Annotated in this window: 21 protein-coding genes and 1 pseudogene; 14 read left to right on the top strand and 8 right to left on the bottom strand. The window is 64.1% G+C overall.

What is annotated here, in order from left to right; translation table 11 throughout:
- Window positions 1-4: 4 nt before the first annotated feature.
- Complete coding sequence (locus ACVWWD_RS02900; protein ID WP_245273800.1) at window positions 5-379, bottom strand: DUF2568 domain-containing protein; 375 nt, start codon at window positions 377-379, stop codon at window positions 5-7.
- Window positions 380-576: 197 nt separating this feature from the next.
- Here ACVWWD_RS02900 and ACVWWD_RS02895 point away from each other — a divergent pair, with 197 nt between their 5' ends.
- The 8 genes from ACVWWD_RS02895 (at window position 577) to ACVWWD_RS02860 (ending at window position 8321) form a co-directional block, all read left to right on the top strand.
- Window positions 577-1830, top strand: a complete 1254-nt coding sequence (locus ACVWWD_RS02895) for a sarcosine oxidase subunit beta (protein ID WP_023770560.1) — start codon at window positions 577-579, stop codon at window positions 1828-1830.
- Between the two features lie 2 nt (window positions 1831-1832).
- Entirely contained in the window at window positions 1833-2255 is a 423-nt protein-coding gene (locus ACVWWD_RS02890) for a hypothetical protein (RefSeq protein WP_023770559.1), read from the top strand.
- Window positions 2256-2266: 11 nt separating this feature from the next.
- Window positions 2267-2563, top strand: coding sequence for a sarcosine oxidase subunit delta (locus ACVWWD_RS02885; protein WP_023770558.1), 297 nt, complete (start codon window positions 2267-2269; stop codon window positions 2561-2563).
- The gene (locus ACVWWD_RS02880) at window positions 2560-5553 is read left to right on the top strand and encodes a sarcosine oxidase subunit alpha (protein ID WP_457102896.1); all 2994 of its coding nucleotides are present in this window, start codon (window positions 2560-2562) and stop codon (window positions 5551-5553) included. The genes ACVWWD_RS02885 and ACVWWD_RS02880 overlap by 4 nt, the downstream gene beginning before the upstream one ends.
- Window positions 5546-6127 carry a sarcosine oxidase subunit gamma gene (locus ACVWWD_RS02875; protein ID WP_352546731.1) on the top strand — a complete coding sequence of 194 codons (582 nt, stop codon included), beginning with the start codon at window positions 5546-5548 and terminating at the stop codon, window positions 6125-6127. The genes ACVWWD_RS02880 and ACVWWD_RS02875 overlap by 8 nt, the downstream gene beginning before the upstream one ends.
- Before the next feature lie 58 nt (window positions 6128-6185).
- Window positions 6186-6410, top strand: coding sequence for a hypothetical protein (locus ACVWWD_RS02870; protein WP_023770555.1), 225 nt, complete (start codon window positions 6186-6188; stop codon window positions 6408-6410).
- A 76-nt stretch (window positions 6411-6486) separates the two neighbouring features.
- A complete protein-coding gene (locus tag ACVWWD_RS02865) occupies window positions 6487-7272 on the top strand; it encodes a ThuA domain-containing protein (protein ID WP_352546732.1) in 786 nt (261 codons plus the stop codon).
- Window positions 7272-8321 carry a Gfo/Idh/MocA family protein gene (locus ACVWWD_RS02860; RefSeq protein WP_352546733.1) on the top strand — a complete coding sequence of 350 codons (1050 nt, stop codon included), beginning with the start codon at window positions 7272-7274 and terminating at the stop codon, window positions 8319-8321. The genes ACVWWD_RS02865 and ACVWWD_RS02860 overlap by 1 nt, the downstream gene beginning before the upstream one ends.
- A gap of 50 nt (window positions 8322-8371) precedes the next feature.
- On the opposite strand, the gene ACVWWD_RS02855 is transcribed toward ACVWWD_RS02860, so the two are convergent.
- The 7 genes from ACVWWD_RS02855 to ACVWWD_RS02825 all read right to left on the bottom strand — a co-directional run bounded on the left by ACVWWD_RS02855 (window position 8372) and on the right by ACVWWD_RS02825 (window position 12751).
- Window positions 8372-8620 carry a DUF680 domain-containing protein gene (locus tag ACVWWD_RS02855; protein ID WP_352546734.1) on the bottom strand — a complete coding sequence of 83 codons (249 nt, stop codon included), beginning with the start codon at window positions 8618-8620 and terminating at the stop codon, window positions 8372-8374.
- A gap of 202 nt (window positions 8621-8822) precedes the next feature.
- On the bottom strand, window positions 8823-9467 hold the full coding sequence (locus ACVWWD_RS02850; RefSeq protein ID WP_352546735.1) for a TetR/AcrR family transcriptional regulator: 645 nt from the start codon (window positions 9465-9467) through the stop codon (window positions 8823-8825).
- 134 nt (window positions 9468-9601) lie between these two features.
- A complete protein-coding gene (locus ACVWWD_RS02845; RefSeq protein ID WP_352546736.1) occupies window positions 9602-9748 on the bottom strand; it encodes a hypothetical protein in 147 nt (48 codons plus the stop codon).
- Window positions 9749-9788: 40 nt separating this feature from the next.
- Window positions 9789-10376: an SDR family NAD(P)-dependent oxidoreductase gene (locus tag ACVWWD_RS02840; RefSeq protein WP_352546737.1), complete on the bottom strand. Its 588-nt coding sequence runs from the start codon at window positions 10374-10376 to the stop codon at window positions 9789-9791.
- Between the two features lie 3 nt (window positions 10377-10379).
- On the bottom strand, window positions 10380-11414 hold the full coding sequence (locus ACVWWD_RS02835) for a phosphotransferase (protein ID WP_352546738.1): 1035 nt from the start codon (window positions 11412-11414) through the stop codon (window positions 10380-10382).
- The gene (locus ACVWWD_RS02830; RefSeq protein WP_023770549.1) at window positions 11411-11896 is read right to left on the bottom strand and encodes a MaoC family dehydratase; all 486 of its coding nucleotides are present in this window, start codon (window positions 11894-11896) and stop codon (window positions 11411-11413) included. The genes ACVWWD_RS02835 and ACVWWD_RS02830 overlap by 4 nt, the downstream gene beginning before the upstream one ends.
- A gap of 39 nt (window positions 11897-11935) precedes the next feature.
- On the bottom strand, window positions 11936-12751 hold the full coding sequence (locus ACVWWD_RS02825) for an SDR family oxidoreductase (RefSeq protein ID WP_352546740.1): 816 nt from the start codon (window positions 12749-12751) through the stop codon (window positions 11936-11938).
- A 112-nt stretch (window positions 12752-12863) separates the two neighbouring features.
- Here ACVWWD_RS02825 and ACVWWD_RS02820 point away from each other — a divergent pair.
- The 6 genes and pseudogenes from ACVWWD_RS02820 to ACVWWD_RS02795 all read left to right on the top strand — a co-directional run bounded on the left by ACVWWD_RS02820 (window position 12864) and on the right by ACVWWD_RS02795 (window position 18763).
- Window positions 12864-14106: pseudogene (locus tag ACVWWD_RS02820) on the top strand (acyl-CoA dehydrogenase family protein).
- A gap of 45 nt (window positions 14107-14151) precedes the next feature.
- Complete coding sequence (locus ACVWWD_RS02815) at window positions 14152-15189, top strand: zinc-binding dehydrogenase (RefSeq protein WP_352546741.1); 1038 nt, start codon at window positions 14152-14154, stop codon at window positions 15187-15189.
- 209 nt (window positions 15190-15398) lie between these two features.
- Window positions 15399-16565, top strand: a complete 1167-nt coding sequence (locus tag ACVWWD_RS02810) for a glycosyltransferase family 87 protein (RefSeq protein ID WP_457102895.1) — start codon at window positions 15399-15401, stop codon at window positions 16563-16565.
- Window positions 16558-17544 (top strand): glycosyltransferase family 2 protein, encoded by a 987-nt coding sequence (locus ACVWWD_RS02805; RefSeq protein WP_352546743.1) that lies wholly within the window; start codon window positions 16558-16560, stop codon window positions 17542-17544. Before ACVWWD_RS02810 ends, ACVWWD_RS02805 begins: the two co-directional genes overlap by 8 nt.
- The gene (locus ACVWWD_RS02800; protein ID WP_352546744.1) at window positions 17541-18359 is read left to right on the top strand and encodes a ChbG/HpnK family deacetylase; all 819 of its coding nucleotides are present in this window, start codon (window positions 17541-17543) and stop codon (window positions 18357-18359) included. The genes ACVWWD_RS02805 and ACVWWD_RS02800 overlap by 4 nt, the downstream gene beginning before the upstream one ends.
- Entirely contained in the window at window positions 18356-18763 is a 408-nt protein-coding gene (locus tag ACVWWD_RS02795; RefSeq protein WP_352546745.1) for a GtrA family protein, read from the top strand. Before ACVWWD_RS02800 ends, ACVWWD_RS02795 begins: the two co-directional genes overlap by 4 nt.
- Window positions 18764-18766: the final 3 nt, after the last annotated feature.

Genomic DNA, 18766 nt, shown 5'->3' with positions numbered 1-18766 from the left:
GCCACTACTGCCGCAGCAGCCATGCCAGACGATCCAGCGAGAACGCGTAGCTGATGACGATCAGCAGGGCCATGATGATGGCCGGAATGGTATGGCCTGCCAGATGGAAACCCGCCGCGCCGCCGGACAGGACGACGAATTCCAGCGCCAGCCTGACAGCGCCCGGCACAGGCACCGGTGCCCGGCCAGACCGGCTTGGATCGTTGAGGACCGCGAAGGTACCCCATGCCCCGGCTGCGGCGAGCGGCAAGGCAACGGCGAGGACCCAACGCCACGCTCCGTCCGAAAGACTCCAGCCTGCCATGGCAAGGCCAAGCAAGGCGGCAAGCTCCAGCAGGAAGCGCAATGTGAGGTTCCACCAGGCGTTGCCCATCATCATCCTCCGAATCCCAGCGCCGAGAAGTGTGACTGAAGGCAATCATGGGGGCCAGGCCGGATAGCTCTTTTTCAGCGCGGCGCAAAACGGCAAGCGCCGTCGCAAACAGCGCAAGGGTGGCAGCGCTGTTTCGCTAGTGATACACCTCGCGCGCCGGGGCTTGATGATGAACGCCCGGCTGCCATTTGCGAGGCTGGAACGTGAAGAAATATTCGGTATTCGCCATCGCCCGCGAGGCCATGCGCGGCCACAAGGGCTGGGAGGAACAATGGTCCTCGCCGGAGCCGAAGAAGGAATACGACGTCATCATCGTCGGCGCCGGCGGCCATGGGCTGGCCACCGCCTACTATCTCGCGACCGTGCACGGCATCACCAATGTCGCGGTGCTGGAAAAGGGCTGGCTGGGCGGCGGCAACACCGGCCGCAACACCACCATCATCCGTTCCAACTATCTCTATGACGAGAGCGCCGGGATTTACGACCATGCGCTGAAGCTGTGGGACGGGCTCTCTCAGGAGCTCAATTACAACGTCATGTATTCGGCGCGCGGCGTCATGATGCTGGCCCACAATGTGCACGACATCCAGGTGCTGAAGCGCCACGTGCACGCCAACCGCCTCAACGGCATCGACAATGAATGGCTGACACCCGAGCAGGCGAAAGAATTCTGCCCGCCGCTCAACACCTCCAAGGACGCACGCTATCCGGTCGTCGGGGCTGCCTTGCAGCGTCGCGGCGGCACGGCGCGCCATGACGCGGTCGCCTGGGGCTATGCGCGCGGCGCCTCGGCGCGCGGCGTGCACATCATCCAGAATTGCGAGGTGACGGGCGTCAAGCGGGCTGCCAATGGCACGGTGACGGGCGTCGACACGACGCGTGGCTTCATCGGCGCCAAGAAGGTTGGCGTCGTCGCCGCCGGCCACTCCTCCGTCATCATGAATATGGCCGGCGTGCGCATGCCGCTGGAAAGCTATCCGCTCCAGGCGCTGGTGTCGGAGCCGATCAAGCCGGTCGTGCCCTGCGTTGTGATGTCGAACACGGTGCACGCCTACATCTCGCAGTCCGACAAGGGCGAACTGGTGATCGGCGCCGGCACCGACCAGTATGTCTCCTATTCGCAGACCGGTGGGCTGCACATTCTTCAGCATACACTCGACGCCATCTGCGAAATGTTCCCGATCTTCACGCGCATGAAGATGCTGCGCTCGTGGGGCGGCATCGTCGACGTCACGCCCGACCGCTCGCCGATCCTGGCCAAGACGCCGGTGCCCGGCCTCTACGTCAATTGCGGCTGGGGCACGGGCGGCTTCAAGGCGACGCCGGGGTCCGGGCATGTCTTTGCCCACACCATTGCCAAGGATGATCCGCACCCGATCAACGCGCCCTTCACCATCGAGCGCTTCCGCACCGGCCGCCTCATCGACGAGGCGGCGGCGGCGGCGGTGGCGCACTGATGATGATGGCCGAGGTGGCAGTCGCGGTGCCGCTGATACTGGCGGGGGAACAGGGCATGTTCCATGTTCCGACGGCGCAGGAAGTGCGGCTGCAGCCGATCAGCCGTGCGGGAAACGAGACCGGCTGGCCGTTTTCGGTCGACGAGGGAATGCTCGCCTGCGTCTGGAGTGTCGGCCAGAAAGTGGTGATGTTCTTCGAAGGCAGGCCGCATGGGCTGGATGAAGACGAGGATTTCCAGCCGCGTGGCGTCATCGTTACGACAGATCCGATGCAACTGACGCTCGGCAACATTGCCAACCGCGATCTCTTCAGCGCGGCGACGAGCGTCGAGGAGCGGCTGCGGCTCGTCGCTCCCTTCATGACCATGGGCCAGAAGCTTTGCGATCAACCGGCCGGCGCGCGCGTCGGCCACGGCGAATTGTAGGAACAAACACGATGCTTCTCATCCGCTGCCCCTATTGCGAGGAAGAGCGCCCGGAACTCGAATTCCGCAACGCCGGCGAGGCGCACATCGCCCGCTCGGCCAATATGGCGGGCGAGAGCGACGACGACTTCGAGAAGTTCTTCTTCATCCGCTCGAACCCCAAGGGCATCATCTATGAGCGCTGGCGCCACATGCATGGCTGCGCGCGCTTCTTCAACGCGGTGCGCGACACCGTCACCGACAAGTTCGTCATGACCTACAAGGCCGGCGAACCGAAACCCTCCAAGCTGCCCGGAGTAGCGAAATGAGCGGCGCGTTGCGCATTCCCGGCGCCGGACGCCTCAGCCAGGCCAAGACCGCGCGGTTCAGCTTCGACGGACGGTCCTATGCCGGTATAGAGGGCGACACGCTGGCCTCGGCGCTGCTCGCCAATGGCGTGCATCTGGTCGGTCGCTCGTTCAAGTACCACCGCCCGCGCGGCATCCTGTCGGCCGGCGCGGAAGAGCCCAACGCGCTGGTGCAGATCGTGCGCGATGACGCGCGCAAGACGCCGAACGTGCGCGCCACCGTGCAGGAACTCTATGACGGGCTCGCCGCCAATTCGCAGAACCGCTGGCCGTCGCTGTCCTTCGATGTCAGCGCCGTCAACGACCTGGCGTCGCCGCTATTTTCGGCCGGCTTCTATTATAAGACCTTCATGTGGCCGAAGGCGGCTTGGAAGAGCCTTTACGAGCCTAAGATCCGCGAAGCCGCAGGCCTCGGCGTTTCGCCGGACCGGCCGGATCCCGACCATTATTCCTCGCGCTACGCGCATTGCGACGTGCTGGTGCTGGGCGGCGGCGCGGCCGGCATCGCGGCGGCCCTTGCCGCGGCGGAGACCGGCGTGCGCGTCATCCTGGCCGACGAGCAGGCCGAGTTCGGCGGCAGCCTGCGCTTCGAATCTGGTGCGAAGATCGACGGCCAGGACGGCTTTGCCTGGGCACAAGCGGCGATCGCCAGACTGAGCGCGATGGACAATGTCCGGGTGCTGCCGCGCACCACGGCGTTCGGCTATTACGCGCAGAATTTCGTCGGTCTGGTCGAGCGCGTCAGCGATCACCTGAAGGCCCCCGGCCATGATCTGCCGCGCGAACGGCTCTGGCAGGTCCGCGCCAAGCGCGTGGTGCTGGCCTCCGGCGCCATCGAACGCCACATGGTGTTTGCCAACAATGACCGGCCCGGCATCATGCTGGCGGGAGCGGCACGCACCTTCCTCAACCACTATGGTGTCGCGGTCGGCCGGAATGTCGGCGTCTACACCGCCAATGATTCGGCTTACGGCGCCGCGATCGACCTGAAGAAGGCCGGCATCAACGTGGCGGCGATCGTCGATTTGCGTGACAACCCGACCGGCACGGTGATCGATGAGGCCAGGGCCCTCGGCATCGAGATCAATTTCGGCCGTGGCGTGATCCGCGCGGGCGGCAAGCTACGCGTGTCGTCGATGACGGTGCAGCCGAAGAATGGCGGCGGCGAACGCACTATTCCCGTCGATGCGATCCTGATGTCCGCCGGCTGGACGCCGTCGGTGCATCTGTTCTCGCAATCGCGCGGCAAGGTCGCCTTCAACGACGAGACCAAGCGATTCGTGCCCGGCACCTACGCGCAGGACTGCGTGTCGGTCGGCGCCTGCAACGGCAGCGACGGCCTGACGGCGACCGTGGACGAGGCCTATGCGGCGGGCGCCAAGGCGGCGAAAGAAACAGGCGGCAAGGTGTCCAAGGGTACCAAGCCGAAGGTCGAAGCCTCGGAAAGCTGGTCGCGCGGCATGCTGGGTGCTGGCCCTGGCGCCGGGCCGGACACGACGGTGAAAGCCTTCGTCGATTTCCAGAACGACGTGACCGCCAAGGACATCCGCCAGGCGGTGCATGAAGGCATGCGCTCGATCGAGCATGTCAAGCGCTTCACCACCAACGGCATGGCGACCGACCAGGGCAAGACCTCTAACATGCACGGACTGGCGATTGCCGCCGAAACGCTGGGCAAGCCGATCCCGGAAGTCGGCCTGACCACGTTCCGCGCGCCCTACACGCCTGTCACCTTCGGCGCGATCGTCAGCCACGCGCGTGGGCCGCTGTTCGACCCGACACGCAGAACCGCGATCCATCCCTGGGCCGAGGCGCAAGGCGCGGTGTTCGAGGATGTCGGCCAGTGGAAGCGCGCCTGGTACTTCCCCAAGGCAGGCGAGGACATGCATGCGGCGGTCGACCGCGAATGCGTCGCCGTCCGCAACCAGGCCGGCCTGTTCGATGCCTCGACGCTGGGCAAGATCGAAGTGGTCGGCCCCGACGCGGCGAAGTTCATGGAACTGCTCTACACCAATCCGTGGGAGAAGCTGGAGCCCGGCCGCTGCCGCTATGGCATCATGCTGCGCGAGGACGGCTTCATCTATGATGACGGCGTCGTCGGCAGGCTGGCGCCGGACCGCTTCCATGTGACGACGACGACAGGCGGCGCGCCGCGCGTCATGAACCACATGGAAGATTATATCCAGACCGAGTTCCCGCACCTTAATGTCTGGCTGACCTCGATCACCGAGCAGTGGGCGGTCATTGCCGTTCAGGGGCCGAAGTCGCGCGACATCATCGCGCCGCTGGTCGAAGGCATCGATATGTCCGACGAGGCGCTGCCGCACATGTCGGTGCGCGAGGGCAAGATCTGCGGCGTGCCGACGAGGCTGTTCCGCATGTCGTTCACCGGCGAGCGCGGTTTCGAAGTCAATGTGCCGGCCGACCACGGCCAGGCGGTCTGGGAAGCGTTGTGGGCCGAGGGCCAGAAGCATGGCGCTACGGCCTACGGCACCGAGGCGATGCACGTGCTTCGCGCCGAGAAGGGCTACATCATCGTAGGCCAGGATACCGACGGTACGGTGACGCCAAACGACGCCGGTCTCGACTGGGCGGTTGGCAAGAAGAAGGCCGATTTCGTCGGCATTCGCGGCCTGACGCGGCCTGATCTCGTCGCCAAGGGCCGCAAGCAACTGGTCGGCCTGAAGACCAAGGACCCAAAGGTGGTGCTGGAAGAGGGCGCGCAGATCGTCGAGGATCCCAAGCAGGCGATCCCGATTAAGATGATCGGCCATGTCACCTCGAGCTATTGGTCGCAAAATTGCGGCCGTTCCATCGCGCTGGGGCTGGTCGCCGGCGCGCGTGACCGGATGGGCGACACGCTCTATGTGCCGATGCCGGACGGGATCATCGAAGTGGAGGTTACCGGCATGGTGTTCTTCGACGAGACGGGAGGTCGCCTCAATGGCTAAGGCTGCCCCAAAGACGGCCACGATGGCTTCACCCTCGGCAGAGCGGCGTCCGGCATTGGCCGGGCGCACAGTCTCCGCAACGGGTGTCAAGGTCGAGGTGCTGCCGCCGGCCGAGCGTATCTCGCTGCGCGCGCCGGAGGCTTCAGTCGGTGCTCTGTCGAAGGCGCTCGGTGTGACCTTGCCGAAGAAGCCGAAAACCTCGGCGTCCAAAGCGGGGCGTACGGCGCTGTGGCTTGGCCCGGATGAATGGCTGGTCATCGACGAAGCCGGCAAGGATCCGCTCGCCGATTGCGCAGGAGTTTCCGCCTTGCATTCGTCGGTCGGTATCTCGCATCGCAACATCGCGATTTCAGTCTCCGGTCCGGCGGCGGAAGCCGCGATCAATTCGGGCTGCCCGCAGGACCTGTCGCTCGACGCCTTCCCGGTGGGCGCCGCTTCGCGCACCATTCTCGGCAAGGCCGAGATCGTGCTGCTGCGCACGGCCGACGAGGCCTTCCGGGTCGAGTGCTGGCGTTCCTTCTCCGATTATGTCTTTACTTTCCTGTCCGAGGGAGCCCGCGACGCCGCCGGCTGACCCAGGAACGTTTGCCGCCCGCGTCCGTTGAGCGGCGACAGTCGAGGGAGAGATGCCGATGCCGTCGAAGTCCGCGCCGAAATCGCCGAAAACCGCGGCGGTCCGTTCGCTCGAACACGAGCGGCATCACGAGACCGACGCCGAGGAGGAACTTGAGGAAGGCCTCGAGGACACGTTCCCGGCCAGCGATCCTGTATCGATTACCAGTTCCGCCATTCCGGGTGCACCGGCGAAACCCGGCAAGGCCAAGATCGTCCCCGGCCGCAAGGCCCGCAAGCCCTGATTTCAGAATTTTTGGTTGAAGGCCTCTTCCCAAGACGTCCGTGGACGCGATATTCAAAGCGCTTTGGAGAGGAACAATGCCTGTTAGAGCCGTTGTCTGGGGTGAAAACGTCCATGAACAGACCAATGCCGCCGTACGCGACCTCTATCGGCTGGGTATGCATGGCACCATTGCCGCCGCACTCAATCAGGACAAGGGTGTCAAAGCGACCACCGCCACCTTGCAGGAACCCGAGCATGGCCTGAGCGAGACGCGCCTGGCCGCCACCGACGTGCTTTTATGGTGGGGCCATGCCGCCCATGGCGAGGTCAAGGACGAGATCGTCGAGCGCGTGCAGAAGCGGGTCTGGGAAGGGATGGGGTTGATCGTGCTCCATTCAGGCCACTACTCGAAGATCTTCAAGCGGCTGATGGGCACGCCCTGTTCGCTGAAATGGCGCGAGGCGGGCGAGCGCGAGCGTGTCTGGGCGATTAACCGCGGCCACCCGATCGCGCAAGGCATCGGCGAATGCCTGGAGATCGGCGAGACGGAAATGTATGGTGAGCCGTTCGCCGTGCCGGAGCCGCTGGAGACGGTATTTATCTCCTGGTACGAAGGGGGCGAGGTGTTCCGATCGGGGCTGACCTATCAGCGCGGGGCGGGAAAAATCTTCTACTTCTCGCCGGGCCATGAGACCTATCCGATCTATCACAATAAAGGCGTTCAGCAGGTGCTGCGCAACGCTGTGCATTGGGCGCAGAATCCGGCCCCGGCCTGGTCCGGCATCACCAATGCGCCAAACGTGCCGACGGACAAGGCCAAGGAGAAGATCGTGCAGAAAGGCCTGCGTCTGCATGCGGACGGTGATAAGGGGCTGAGCTGATGCACCGCCTGCTTTTGCTCGGCACCGGTTGGATCGCGGCGCATCATATCGAGGAGTTCGGCCAGGTCCCGGGCTGCGCCATCGTCGCTTGCGTCGACCACCTGCCGGGCCGCGCGGCGGCGTTCGCAGCCGCCAACAAAATAGGCACTTTCTTTCAAAGCCTCGATGCGGCGATCGCTTGGGGCGAGTTCGATGCCGCCATCAACGCCACGCCTGACCAGGTTCACAAGGCGACGACGCTGGCCCTGCTGGCCGCCGGGAAACATGTGTTCTGCGAAAAGCCGCTGGCGCCGAACCACGCCGATGCGCTTGCGATGAGCGATGCCGCCGAGGCGGCTGGGCTCGTCAACATGGTGAACCTGACCTATCGCAACACTCCGGTGATCCAGGAGGCGCGGCGCATGGTGGAGGCCGGCGAGATCGGCGAGTTGCGCCATGTAGAGGCGAGCTACCGGCAAAGCTGGCTGGTCAGCAAGTTTTGGGGCGCTTGGCGGGTCGACGACAAATGGCTGTGGCGCCTGTCGGGCCGGCACGGTTCGACAGGTGTTTTGGGCGATGTCGGCATCCATATCCTCGACTTCGCGACCTATGGGGCGGCCGAGGATATCGTCAGCCTACGTGCCGATCTGGTGACGTTTCCGAAGGCGGAGGGCGACCGCATCGGCGACTATGTGCTCGACGTCAATGACAGCTTGGCGATAACGGCGCGGCTCAGGTCAGGCGCGCTGGCCACGATCATGGCCAGCCGCTACACGACAGGCCACGGCAATGATTTGTCGCTGGCCCTGCACGGTACCAAGGGCGCGATCAAGGTCGAGACCGACGGCAAGGTGTCGAAACTGTCCGCTTGCCTGGGTGACGACGTCGATCAGCACCGTTGGCGGACGCTGACGCCCCCTGCCGTCAAGCACAACGCCCGGCGCTTTGTCGATGCGCTGGACACGGGACAGAACGGCGATCCGTCGTTCCGGCGGGCCGCCGACATGCAAAAGCTGATCGACGCGGCGTTCGAAAGTTCAGCGACCAAGCTGCCGGTCCCGATCGGCTGAAATCACCATCCGGCCGGCTCAGCCGGCCAGAACCGACTTGCCGAAGAAAATCAGAACGTGCTCGGCACGATCCACGGATTGATGCTGATGCCAAGCCGCGGGCCCTTGCCTTCAGCGGTGTTTTCAGTGGCGCCCTTTTTCTCGACCGAGCCAGTCGAGGCGCAATCGAGCTTCACATTGGTCTTGGTGTCGACGCAAGTCGCGGCGGGCACATGCTTGACAGGGTGGGTGATGCTGGCGGCAACGGCCGAGCCCGAAAGGGCCACAATGGCGGTGAGGGTGAGGAGGGTCTTTTTCATTGTCAGGTCTCCGTTTCGACGGCTGAATTCTGTCGTACGTGTACGATATTCCGTACACATACGACCGCCGATCGCGAAGTTCAAGTCGCAATCGTACGCGTACGACAACTTTTTGCTAACCAAGAATTTACCCCCGGTCTGGCTGGGCCCCGGTCTGGCTGGGCAAGGTTGCGAGAAAGTACGGAAACGAAGGAGATGTCGTTCAGCCGTTGACCGGTGTCTCGGTCAGTGGCGGCACGTTCTGCGTGCTAAGTGCGGCCATTTGGAAATCGCACATCCGCTTCACGAAGGCATACGGGTCACCGAAGGGATAGAAAGGGAAGGTGATCAGCAGCGAGATCGTGCCGTGGCCCACCGCCCACAGCATGGTGGCGATGGCACGCGGGTCGCCCTGCAGTTTGCCGGCGGCGACACAGGCTTCGACCCGGGTGATCAGCGCCTTCATCGCCGGGTTGGCCTCGTGCATCTCTTGAAAACTCCGGCCTTCCGGGGGCCTAGTCTTCTCGGTCATGAAGACAGTGCGATATTCATTGGGGTTGCCGAGCCCGAAAGCGGCATATTCGGTCATCACCGCCCGCAAGGCTTCGATCGGATCGTCTGACGAGTGCTCCTCGATGCGGCGTGCCAGCGTCTCGAACGCATCTTCGGCCAGTGCAAAAAGGATATCCTGCTTGTCGGCGAAATAGGAATAGACCGACATCGGCGCGTAGCCGACCCGCTTGGCCAGTTTGCGGATGGTCAGCCCATCATAGCCTTCTTCCTGGACGAGCTTGTGTGCGGCCTCGACCAGCTCGGAGCGCAGTTCGGCCTTTTGTTTTTCGCGGCGTTTCTGGACGCTCGGCGGCAAGTCTGATGCCTTTCGGTGGTGTCTGGGTCGGTGGTGTCTGGGTCGGTGGTGCGCGGCTAAATTATATACGCTGTACGGAAACGGACAAGAGCACGGGAAGTTCCCACGCGGCACGGGAGTCAGGATCGTGGGGGTCAGATCGCGCCGACAGCGCCATCGATGGCCAACGCATGACCGGTCATGAAGGAATTAGCCGGGTCGGAGGCAAACAAGATGGCCATGGTGTTTTCGTCGACTTCCGCCACGCGCTTCATCGGTATGCCACGGGTCAGCTCGGCCAATGCCTCCGTCCCCGGCGCCCCGAGACGCGCACGAAACTGTCTACCATCCCCGTTCTGGTGTGGGCGGGGCAGATGGCATGATGCGCAGACCCTTGCTTGCACATTCGACCGCCGCCGAGCGGCTCAGGCCGACCACGCCATGCTTGGCGGCTGCATAGACCGAAAGGTTCGGCGCACCCGAAAGGCCGGCGGCCGAGGCAATGTTGACGATGGCGCCACCCTTGCCGGTGGCCTTGAGCTGCCGCTCCATTTGCGGGATCTGGTGCTTCATGGCGTAGAAGACGCCGAGCAGGTCGACCTCGAGCACCCGGCGGGCTTCGTCCGATGGAACCTGCGGCAGGCGCACGAAACTCTGAATGATGCCGGCATTGTTGACGGCGACATCCAGGCGGCCAAGTTTTTCCACCGCCAGCGCCACCAGTGCTTCCGACAGCGCCTCGTCGGCAATGCTGCCGGCCAGAATCGCCGTCTCGGTATCGAGCGTCTCGGCGAAACTCATCAGGGCCGTTTCATCCAGGTCCGAGAGAACCAGCCGGGCGCCTTCTGCGGCAAAGCCCTTGGCCGCGCCGCGGCCGAGGCCGCCGGTCGCGCCCGTGATCAGCACGGTGGCCCCATCAAAGCGGCCCATTGCTTAGTCCTCCTTGTCGATCAGCTCGGCGGCAAGGTGCGACAGCAGCTTCACCGCCTCGCCATAGGTCCTGGCTTTTTCCGGATTGGAAGCATTGCCGTCCAGCGCCCGCTTGTAGACACCCTGGCAGATTGCAGCCAGGCGGAAGAAGGAGAAGGCGAGGAAGAACGTCCAGTTGCCGATGCCGGCGAGACCGCGCCGCCGGCAATAGGCAGCGACATAGTCTTCTTCCAAGGGCAGGCCGAGTGCCGAGCGATCGATGCCGCCAAGGCCGCGAAAGCCGGAGGCATGCGGCAGGCGCCATTGCATGCATTGATAGGCAATGTCGGCGAAGGGGTGGCCCGATGTCGACAATTCCCAGTCGAGCACCGCCAGTACCCTCGGCTGGTCCGGCGCAAAGATCAGATTGTCCAGCCGATAGTCGCCATGCACCAGCGATATCAGGCCGTCATCGACCGGCAGGCGGGTTTCCAGCCAGGCGATCAGCCGGTCCATGTCGGCAATGGTAGCGGTTTCGGAGGCACGGTACTGGCTGGTCCAGCGCGCCAGCTGCCGCTCGAAGTAATTGCCGGGGCGGCCGAAGTCGCCAAGACCTACGCCCTCGACATCGACATCGTGCAGGGCGGCGAGCGTGGCGTTCATGGCGTCGTAGATCGCGGCGCGTTCCTCGTTGCCGTGTGCCTCCGGCAGTGCCGGATCCCAGAAGATGCGGCCGTCGAGGAAATCCATGACGTAGAACATGCGGCCGATGGGCGAATCCTCCGTCGACAGGTGCAGCATTTCGGGCACTGGTACGGCGGTGCCGGAAAGCGCCTTCATCACACGGAATTCGCGGTCTACCTGGTGAGCCGATTTCAGGAGTTGGCCTGGCGGCTTGGCGCGCAGCACGTAACGGCCGCTTGCCGCCGTCAGGAGATAGGTCGGGTTGGATTGGCCGGATTTGAATTTTTCGATGGCCGCGAGTCGGGAAAAACCCGGGATATGCGCGTCGAGGTAAGGCGCGAGCGTCGCCCGGTCGAGCGCGTTGGCGTCGCTCATGCTGTCTCGGGCTGGCGTTCAAGCAAGGTCAGCGTCAGCCAACGGGCGGTGAGCGCCGGTTTTTTGGAGCCTTCGATCTCGATGGTCACGTCGTGCGCCGTCTGCACCCAGCCCGACGGCCTGACCTTGACGTCGGCCAGCACGAAACGGGTCCGGATGCGCGCGCCGGTCTTCACCGGGGCGAGGAAGCGCAGCGAATCGAAACCGTGATTGACGCCCATCTTGCCGTTTTCCAGCGGCGGCATGGTCTCGAACGTCATCGCCGACAACAGCGACAGCGACAGGAAGCCATGCGCGATTGTGCCGCCGAACGGCGTTTCGCGCTTGGCCCGCTCTGGGTCGCAGTGGATGAACTGGTGGTCGTCGGTGGCGTCGGCGAACTGGTCGATCATGCGTTGCGTGACCACCCGCCAGGGCGAAACGCCGACCTCCTTGCCGACACTGGCCAGAAGCACATCGAGACTGATTGGTTCCACGCTCATGTCCTCCAGTTCACCTCCGGCTTCTGCGGCCGGAAAATGTCATTCCTTGAACAAGGTCAACCCATGCTGCACCGACTGCCCGCCGTCGATCGGAAGGATGGCGCCGGTGACATAGCTGCCTGCACGGCTGCACAAATAGAGCGTTGCGCCGGCAATGTCATCCGGTGTGCCGATACGGCCGATCGGGACATGGCCGCCGACATGCCTGGCCTGTTCGTCCGTGCCGGTGGCGAAAGCGGTCATGCGGCTCTGGAAGGGTCCGGGGGCAAAGGCGTTGACGGTGATGCGGCGGCCGGCGAATTCGAGCGCCAGCGTGCGTGTCAAGTGATGAACGGCCGCCTTGGAGGCGGCGTAGGAATAGGCGTCGTCGGCCAGCGGCTGCGTTCCCATCACCGATCCCAGATTGATCACGCGGGCAGGATCTTCGTCGCTGGCGGCGGCGTCGAGCAGCGGCAGCAATTCGCGCGTCAGATGGAAGACCGCTGTGACATTGACGCCGAACACCTTGGCCCATGCCGAATAAGGGAAGCTCTCCAGCGGCGCGCCCCAGGACACGCCGGCATTGTTGATGAGGATATCGAGTTTGCCGGTGCGCGCCTTGACCTCGCCGACCAAGGCGGCGATGCCGGCCTCGCTGGAGAGGTCGCCGGCAAAGCCTTCCGCTTGGCCCGGAGCGCCAAGCCCGTTCAATTCACTGGCCACCTCGATGCAGTCGTCGCCCTTGCGCGAGGCGATCATCACGCTGGCGCCGGCCCTCACCAGTGCGGTGGCCGCCATGCGGCCGATGCCGGTCGCCGCTCCCGTCACCAGCGCGGTCTTGCCGGTCACCGAAAACAGCTCGTCCAGATAGCTCATCACAATCCTCCGCACGGCCCGCGGGCAAACAGTTCGCGTTGACAAGGCTATCCGAAGTACGGTCATCCTTGCCACTGACAAATGCCCGGCCTGCATGAAGGGTTAGCGACCGATGACGGAGATGAATCTCGGCATGACCGAGCGGTTGAAGCCGATCCACGCCCGCGTCACGGCCATGGTGCGCGACGAGATCATGCCGCTCGACAAGGAATTCCTGAGCGAGGTCGGCAAGGCCGGCGACCGTTGGGCCTACAGCGAGCGCCAGAAGGAGATCCTTGAGGGGCTGAAGAAGACCGCACGGGAGCGCGGCCTGTGGAACTTCTGGCTGACCGGCTCGGAACGCGGCTACGGCCTGTCCACCGTCGAATACGCCTATTTGGCCGAGGAGATGGGCAAGGCGCATCTGGGCGCCGAAACCTTCAACTGTTCGGCACCCGACACCGGCAATATGGAGGTTCTGGAACGCTACGGCTCGGCAGAGCACAAGCGGGAATGGCTCGAGCCGCTGCTGGACGGAAAGATCCGCTCGGCCTATCTCATGACGGAGCCGGATGTCGCCTCTTCCGACGCCACCAACATTTCCATGCGCTGCGAGCGGCAGGGCGGCGACTATGTGCTCAACGGCGAGAAATGGTGGGCGTCGGGTGCCGGTGACCCGCGCTGCGCCATTTACATCGTCATGGTGCGAACCGCCGGCGATGAAGAGCCACAACACCGCCGCCATTCGATGATTCTGGTCCCCTCGGGCGCGAAGGGCGTGACCAAGGTCCGGGCAATGCAGGTCTATGGCGACGATGACGCGCCGCATGGCCACATGCATCTTCGCTTCGACAATGTGCGGATATCGACGTCGAACCTGATCCTCGGTGAGGGCAGGGGCTTCGAAATCGCGCAAGGCCGGCTCGGCCCCGGCCGCATCCATCACTGCATGCGCGCCATCGGCCAGGCCGAGATGGCGCTGGAGATGCTGTGCCAGCGTTCCGTGCGCCGCGAGGCCTTCGGCCAGAAGCTGGCGAAACTCGGCGCCAATTTCGATATCATCGCCGAATGCCGCATGGAGATCGAGATGGCCCGGCTGCTCTGCCTCAAGGCGGCATGGATGATCGATCAGGGCGACGCGCGGGCCGCGGCTCCCTGGATCAGCCAGATCAAGGTTATCGCGCCGCGCGTGGCGCTCAAGGTCACCGACGAGGCGGTGCAGATGTTCGGCGCGGCAAGGCATCAGCCAGGATACGCCTCTCGCCCGCTCGTGGACGCATCTCAGAACGCTCCGCCTCGCCGATGGGCCGGATGCAGTGCATCGGCGGCAGGTGGCGCGCATGGAGCTGAAGAAATACACACAGGAAAAGGTCTGAGCGCTGCCCGGCCGCGTCGCCGCCGACAAACAAGGAATACCGTCAATGACGATCCCCTCCGAAATGAAGGCGCTGCTCTTGGTCGGTGACGGCTATACTAGGACGCCGAGCGGCAGTGCGCTCGAGGCGATGGAGCCGTATCTCGAGCCGGGCAGCATCGCCGTGCCTGCGCCCGGACCGGGCCAAGTGCTGATCAAGGTCAGCCTCGCTTCGATCAATCCATCGGATGTCGCCTTTATCAAAGGCCAGTACGGCCAGCCGCGCGTCAAGGGCCGTCCGGCCGGCTTCGAGGGTGTCGGCACGGTCGTCGCGGGCGGTGAGGAGCCCCATCCCAAGAGCCTTGTCGGCAAGCGCGTCGCTTTCGCCACCGGTCTGAGCAATTGGGGTTCGTGGGCTGAATATGCCGTCGCCGAGGCGGCGGCCTGCATTCCGCTTCTCGATACGGTTCGAGACGAGGATGGCGCCGCGATGATCGTCAATCCGCTGAGCGCGATCGCCATGTTCGACATCGTCAAACAGGAAGGCGAAAAGGCCTTCGTCATGACCGCTGGTGCCAGCCAGCTCTGCAAGCTGATCATCGGGCTGGCGAGGGAGGAAGGGTTTCGGCCTGTTGTCACGGTGCGCCGTGACGAACAGATCGCGATGCTGAATGAGCTTGGCGCGGCGCACGTCCTCAATGAGAAGGCGCCGGAATTCGAGGCCACGCTGCGCGAGGTGATGAAGGCCGAACAGCCGCGCATCTTCCTCGATGCGGTCACCGGGCCGCTGGCGTCAGCCATCTTCAACGCGATGCCGAAACGGGCGCGCTGGATCATCTATGGCCGGCTCGATCCCGAGGCAACGATCATCCGCGAGCCCGGCCAGCTGATCTTCCAGCACAAGCACATCGAAGGCTTCTGGCTGAGCGAGTGGATGCGGCAATTTAGGGATCGGCGAGGTCCGGCGGTCCTCGAGGCACAGAAGCGTTTTTCCGACGGACGCTGGTCGACCGACGTGACGGCGGTCATTCCGCTGGCCGAGGCAATGGCGCGAACGCCGGCGGAACTGGCCAAGCCCAACGGCAAAGTGTTCATCCGGCCTTGATGCCGCCTTATGCGGAGCCGGAAGGCCTAGTCGCAGGATTTCTGGACGCTTTTCCCAGTTCGGTCGACCATCCCTGGCGGTCCCGAAATTCATCGCCGCGTCTTTCGGCCCCTATGCCTCGTCGCTTTGTCCGTGATATGTCGCCGCCATCGAATGCCGGGACGGCGCCGGGCTGAGGCGTCTTCCCCGATGGCGTGCGGGGTGAATTGATGACGATTTCCAAGCCGGTTTTCGATCGTTTGGGGCTGGCCATGTGGATCGGGGCATTCCTGATCGTTCTCGGCCTGGTGCTATGGTCGCCCGGCACGCGCACGGTGACGCAGGCCTACGGATATGGCAGCGAAGCATTCCTGAGCGGGCGGCCGCTGTACAATCTTCAATCCGAGATGGGGTACCTGTATGCGCCAGCCTTCGCCGCGTTTTACCTGCCAGTGCTGAAGCTCGGACCGTATCTGGGCGGCGTGGTGTGGCATGCGCTGGGCTTCGCGGCGCTCACCTTCGCGGCGATGCGGCAAGTGCGCAAAATCGGCGGTGAGGAATTGCCATGGCTGCTTTCCTTCGGCCTCTTCCTTGCCCTGCCGATGGCGTTGGGTGCGATCCGCAACGGCCAGGCAACGATCCTTCTGACCGCGGCCTGCTGGCTTCTGACCCTATCGGCGCTCGAAGGGCGGCGCGCCGAAACCTTCTTCTGGGCTTCGGTCGCCATCATCGCCAAACCGACCGCGATCATCATGCTTTTGCTGGTGTCGGCGCTGCGTCTGCGGCTGATACCCGTGCTCGCGCTGGCAGTGCTGTTGGTACTGGCCATACCGTACGCGTTCGCGCCTGCCGGCTACCTCAACGAACAGTACGGCGATTTCGCCCGCATGTTGACTTCCATGGCCGTCGACAAGTCCAACCACTTTGTCCCTACCGACTTTACGGCGCCCTTCACCTCGGCCGGGCTGCCGATGCCTGAATTCGCCGCCACGGTCGTGCGTATCGTCGTGGCACTGCTTACGCTGTCGACCGTCCTCTGGTTCGACCGCAAACTCCAGCCTGGAATTGCCGGACTGGCGATCTTCCTGGCGGCTGCCTTCTACATGTGCGTTTTCAATCCGCGTGTCGAGCCAAATACCTATGCCATGATCGCCGTGCCCGCCGGCCTCGCTATCGCCACACTGTGGCGGGAGGAGCGTGGCGGCGTCCTGGCCTCGGTGCTGTCGACGGTATTGTTCCTCACAGGTTTGACCAGCGTCGAGCGCCACATGCATGATTTCTTCTACCCTTGGTTCCGGCCGATCGCGGTCAGCTTCATCGCCTGTTCCCTGATCTGGTGGTTCTGGGCCAAGGGGCGCGAAAAGATCGTGAGTGTCGGACCCGTTGCACATGGCTGATCCGCGTCAAAAACTCGACATCGTGGCGCCCTTCTTCAACGAGGCGCAATCGGCGCCGGCCTTTGCCGCGCTGCTCGACAGGCTCGAGGAAGCGGTATCAAGCCGTTTTGGTATGGCCGTCCACAAGATCCTGGTCGACGACGGCAGCCTCGACGATGGTGCCAGGCGATTTTCACAGGCCCTGTCGGGATCGTGGGAGATCGTTCGCCTCAGCCGCAATTTCGGCAAGGAGGTGGCGGTGCTCGCCGGCCTCGACCGGTCGCGGGGCGACATGGTGCTGATCATGGATTCCGATCTGCAGCATTCCATGGATATCAGCTTGAAGATGATCGCCGAGCTGGTGGAAAGCCACGACATCGACGTCGTGTACGCGCAGAACGACCGCCGCGAGGCGAGCTGGCGGCGCAGCCAGCTGGCGCGGCTTTTCTACAGCCTGATCAACAGCAGCCAGCGTTTCGATATTCCGGAGAACGCCGGTGATTTTCGCGTCATGCGCGGTCCCGTGGTGCGTGCGCTGACCAGCCTGCGCGACAAGCGGCGCTTCAACAAGGGCCTGTTCGCCTGGGCCGGTTTCCGTCAGAAAGCCATACCCTATTCGCCGGAAAACCGCGCCATCGGCACGTCGAAATGGAGCCGGCTCAACCTGATCGCCTTTTCACTGGAAGGGTTTACATCGTTTTCCGTCATCCCGCTGCGCATCATCAGCTTGAGCGGGATGCTTGCGGCGCTGGCGGGCGTCGTTTACGGCGCCAAAGTGTTCTTCGAGGTGATGTTCTACGGCGTTGCCGTGCCTGGTTACCCCAGCCTGATGGTCGCCGTCGTGCTGCTCGGCGGCCTCAACCTCACCTTGCTCGGCCTGATCGGCGAATATGTCTGGGTCACGCTGTCGGAGAGCAAGGACCGGCCGGTCTATCTGGTGCGCGATGTGGTGCTCAGCGAGACCGCCCCCGACAATGCGCCGGGCGCGTCCCGCGGATGACGCGGCGCATTCGCCTGATCGCCGACGACTACGGGCTGGCACCGGGGGTTTGCGCAGGCATTCTCGACCTGCTCGACCGCGGGCGCTTGACCGGCACCAGCTGCATGACTGGTTTTCCGGAATGGGCCGAGGCGGCGGCGCGCATAAAGCCGCTGCGTGGCCGCGCGGCGATCGGGCTGCACCTGACCCTTACGGACCAGCCAGCGGTCACAGGCAAATCGAGCCTGGCGCCCGAGAGCCGGTTGCCGCCGCTTCGTTCGCTGGCCCTGCCGATCCTGCGCGGGCGGATCGACGAGCGCGACGTCCATGCCGAACTCGACGCGCAATATAGCCGTTTCGTCGAGGCGCTGGGCCGCAAGCCCGACTTCATCGACGGTCATCAGCACGTGCATTTCCTGCCTGTCGCGCGCGGCTGGCTGCGGACACGTTTTCCCGACGCTGCCGGCAGGCCGGTGCTGCGCGGCGCTCCAGCGCTGAGCGATGCCGTCGCCGCGCCGAAAATCGCGGCAATCGCTGCCGTGGCCGCCGGCTTCGACCGATCGATGCAGCGCGCCGGCTTTGCCGTTTTGAAGCCGCTCGCCGGCATCTATGACTGGCGGCAACCCGAAAAGTTCGCCCCCTTGCTGGAGGCTTCCGTCGAAGCGCTGTCGGACCGAGGGCTGTTCATGTGCCACCCCGGCCATGTCGACCAAACGCTGTGCGCGCGTGACCCGATGCAAGGCGTGCGCGAAGTGGAATTCGGCGTTCTGGCTTCGGATGCGTTCGGCGCGAACCTGGCCCGAGCCGGTATCGAGATCATGGACGGCAGGGAATGAGCGGCGTTCAGCCCCGGCGTTCGACGGGCAGCAAGATCGTCCGTTTTGCGCTAGTCGGACTGGCAAATACGGCCATCGACCTTGCCGGTTTTTTCCTGCTTCTCAAGCTGCACGCCCCGCCGCTGTCCGCCAATGTCATCTCGTGGTCGATTGCCGTCGTCTTCTCTTTCGTGGCGAATGGCTTCTGGTCGTTCGAGCGCAGTCACGCCATTCGGCTGCATGATGCCTTCCTGCGCTTCGTCTCGGCTGGGGCGTTGATTTCGCTCGGCGTGTCCAGCCTGTCGATCGCACTCTTCGCCGGCGTCGGCGGTGTGTGGCCGGCAAAGATCGGCGGGGTCATCGTGGCGGCCGTGCTGAACTTCCTTGCCGCGCGTTGGTCGATCGAGGGCCGGCTGCTGAAATAGGTA

It is taken from the genome of Mesorhizobium sp. URHB0026, assembly GCF_054059755.1.
This window is presented reverse-complemented; position numbering and strand designations above follow the sequence as displayed.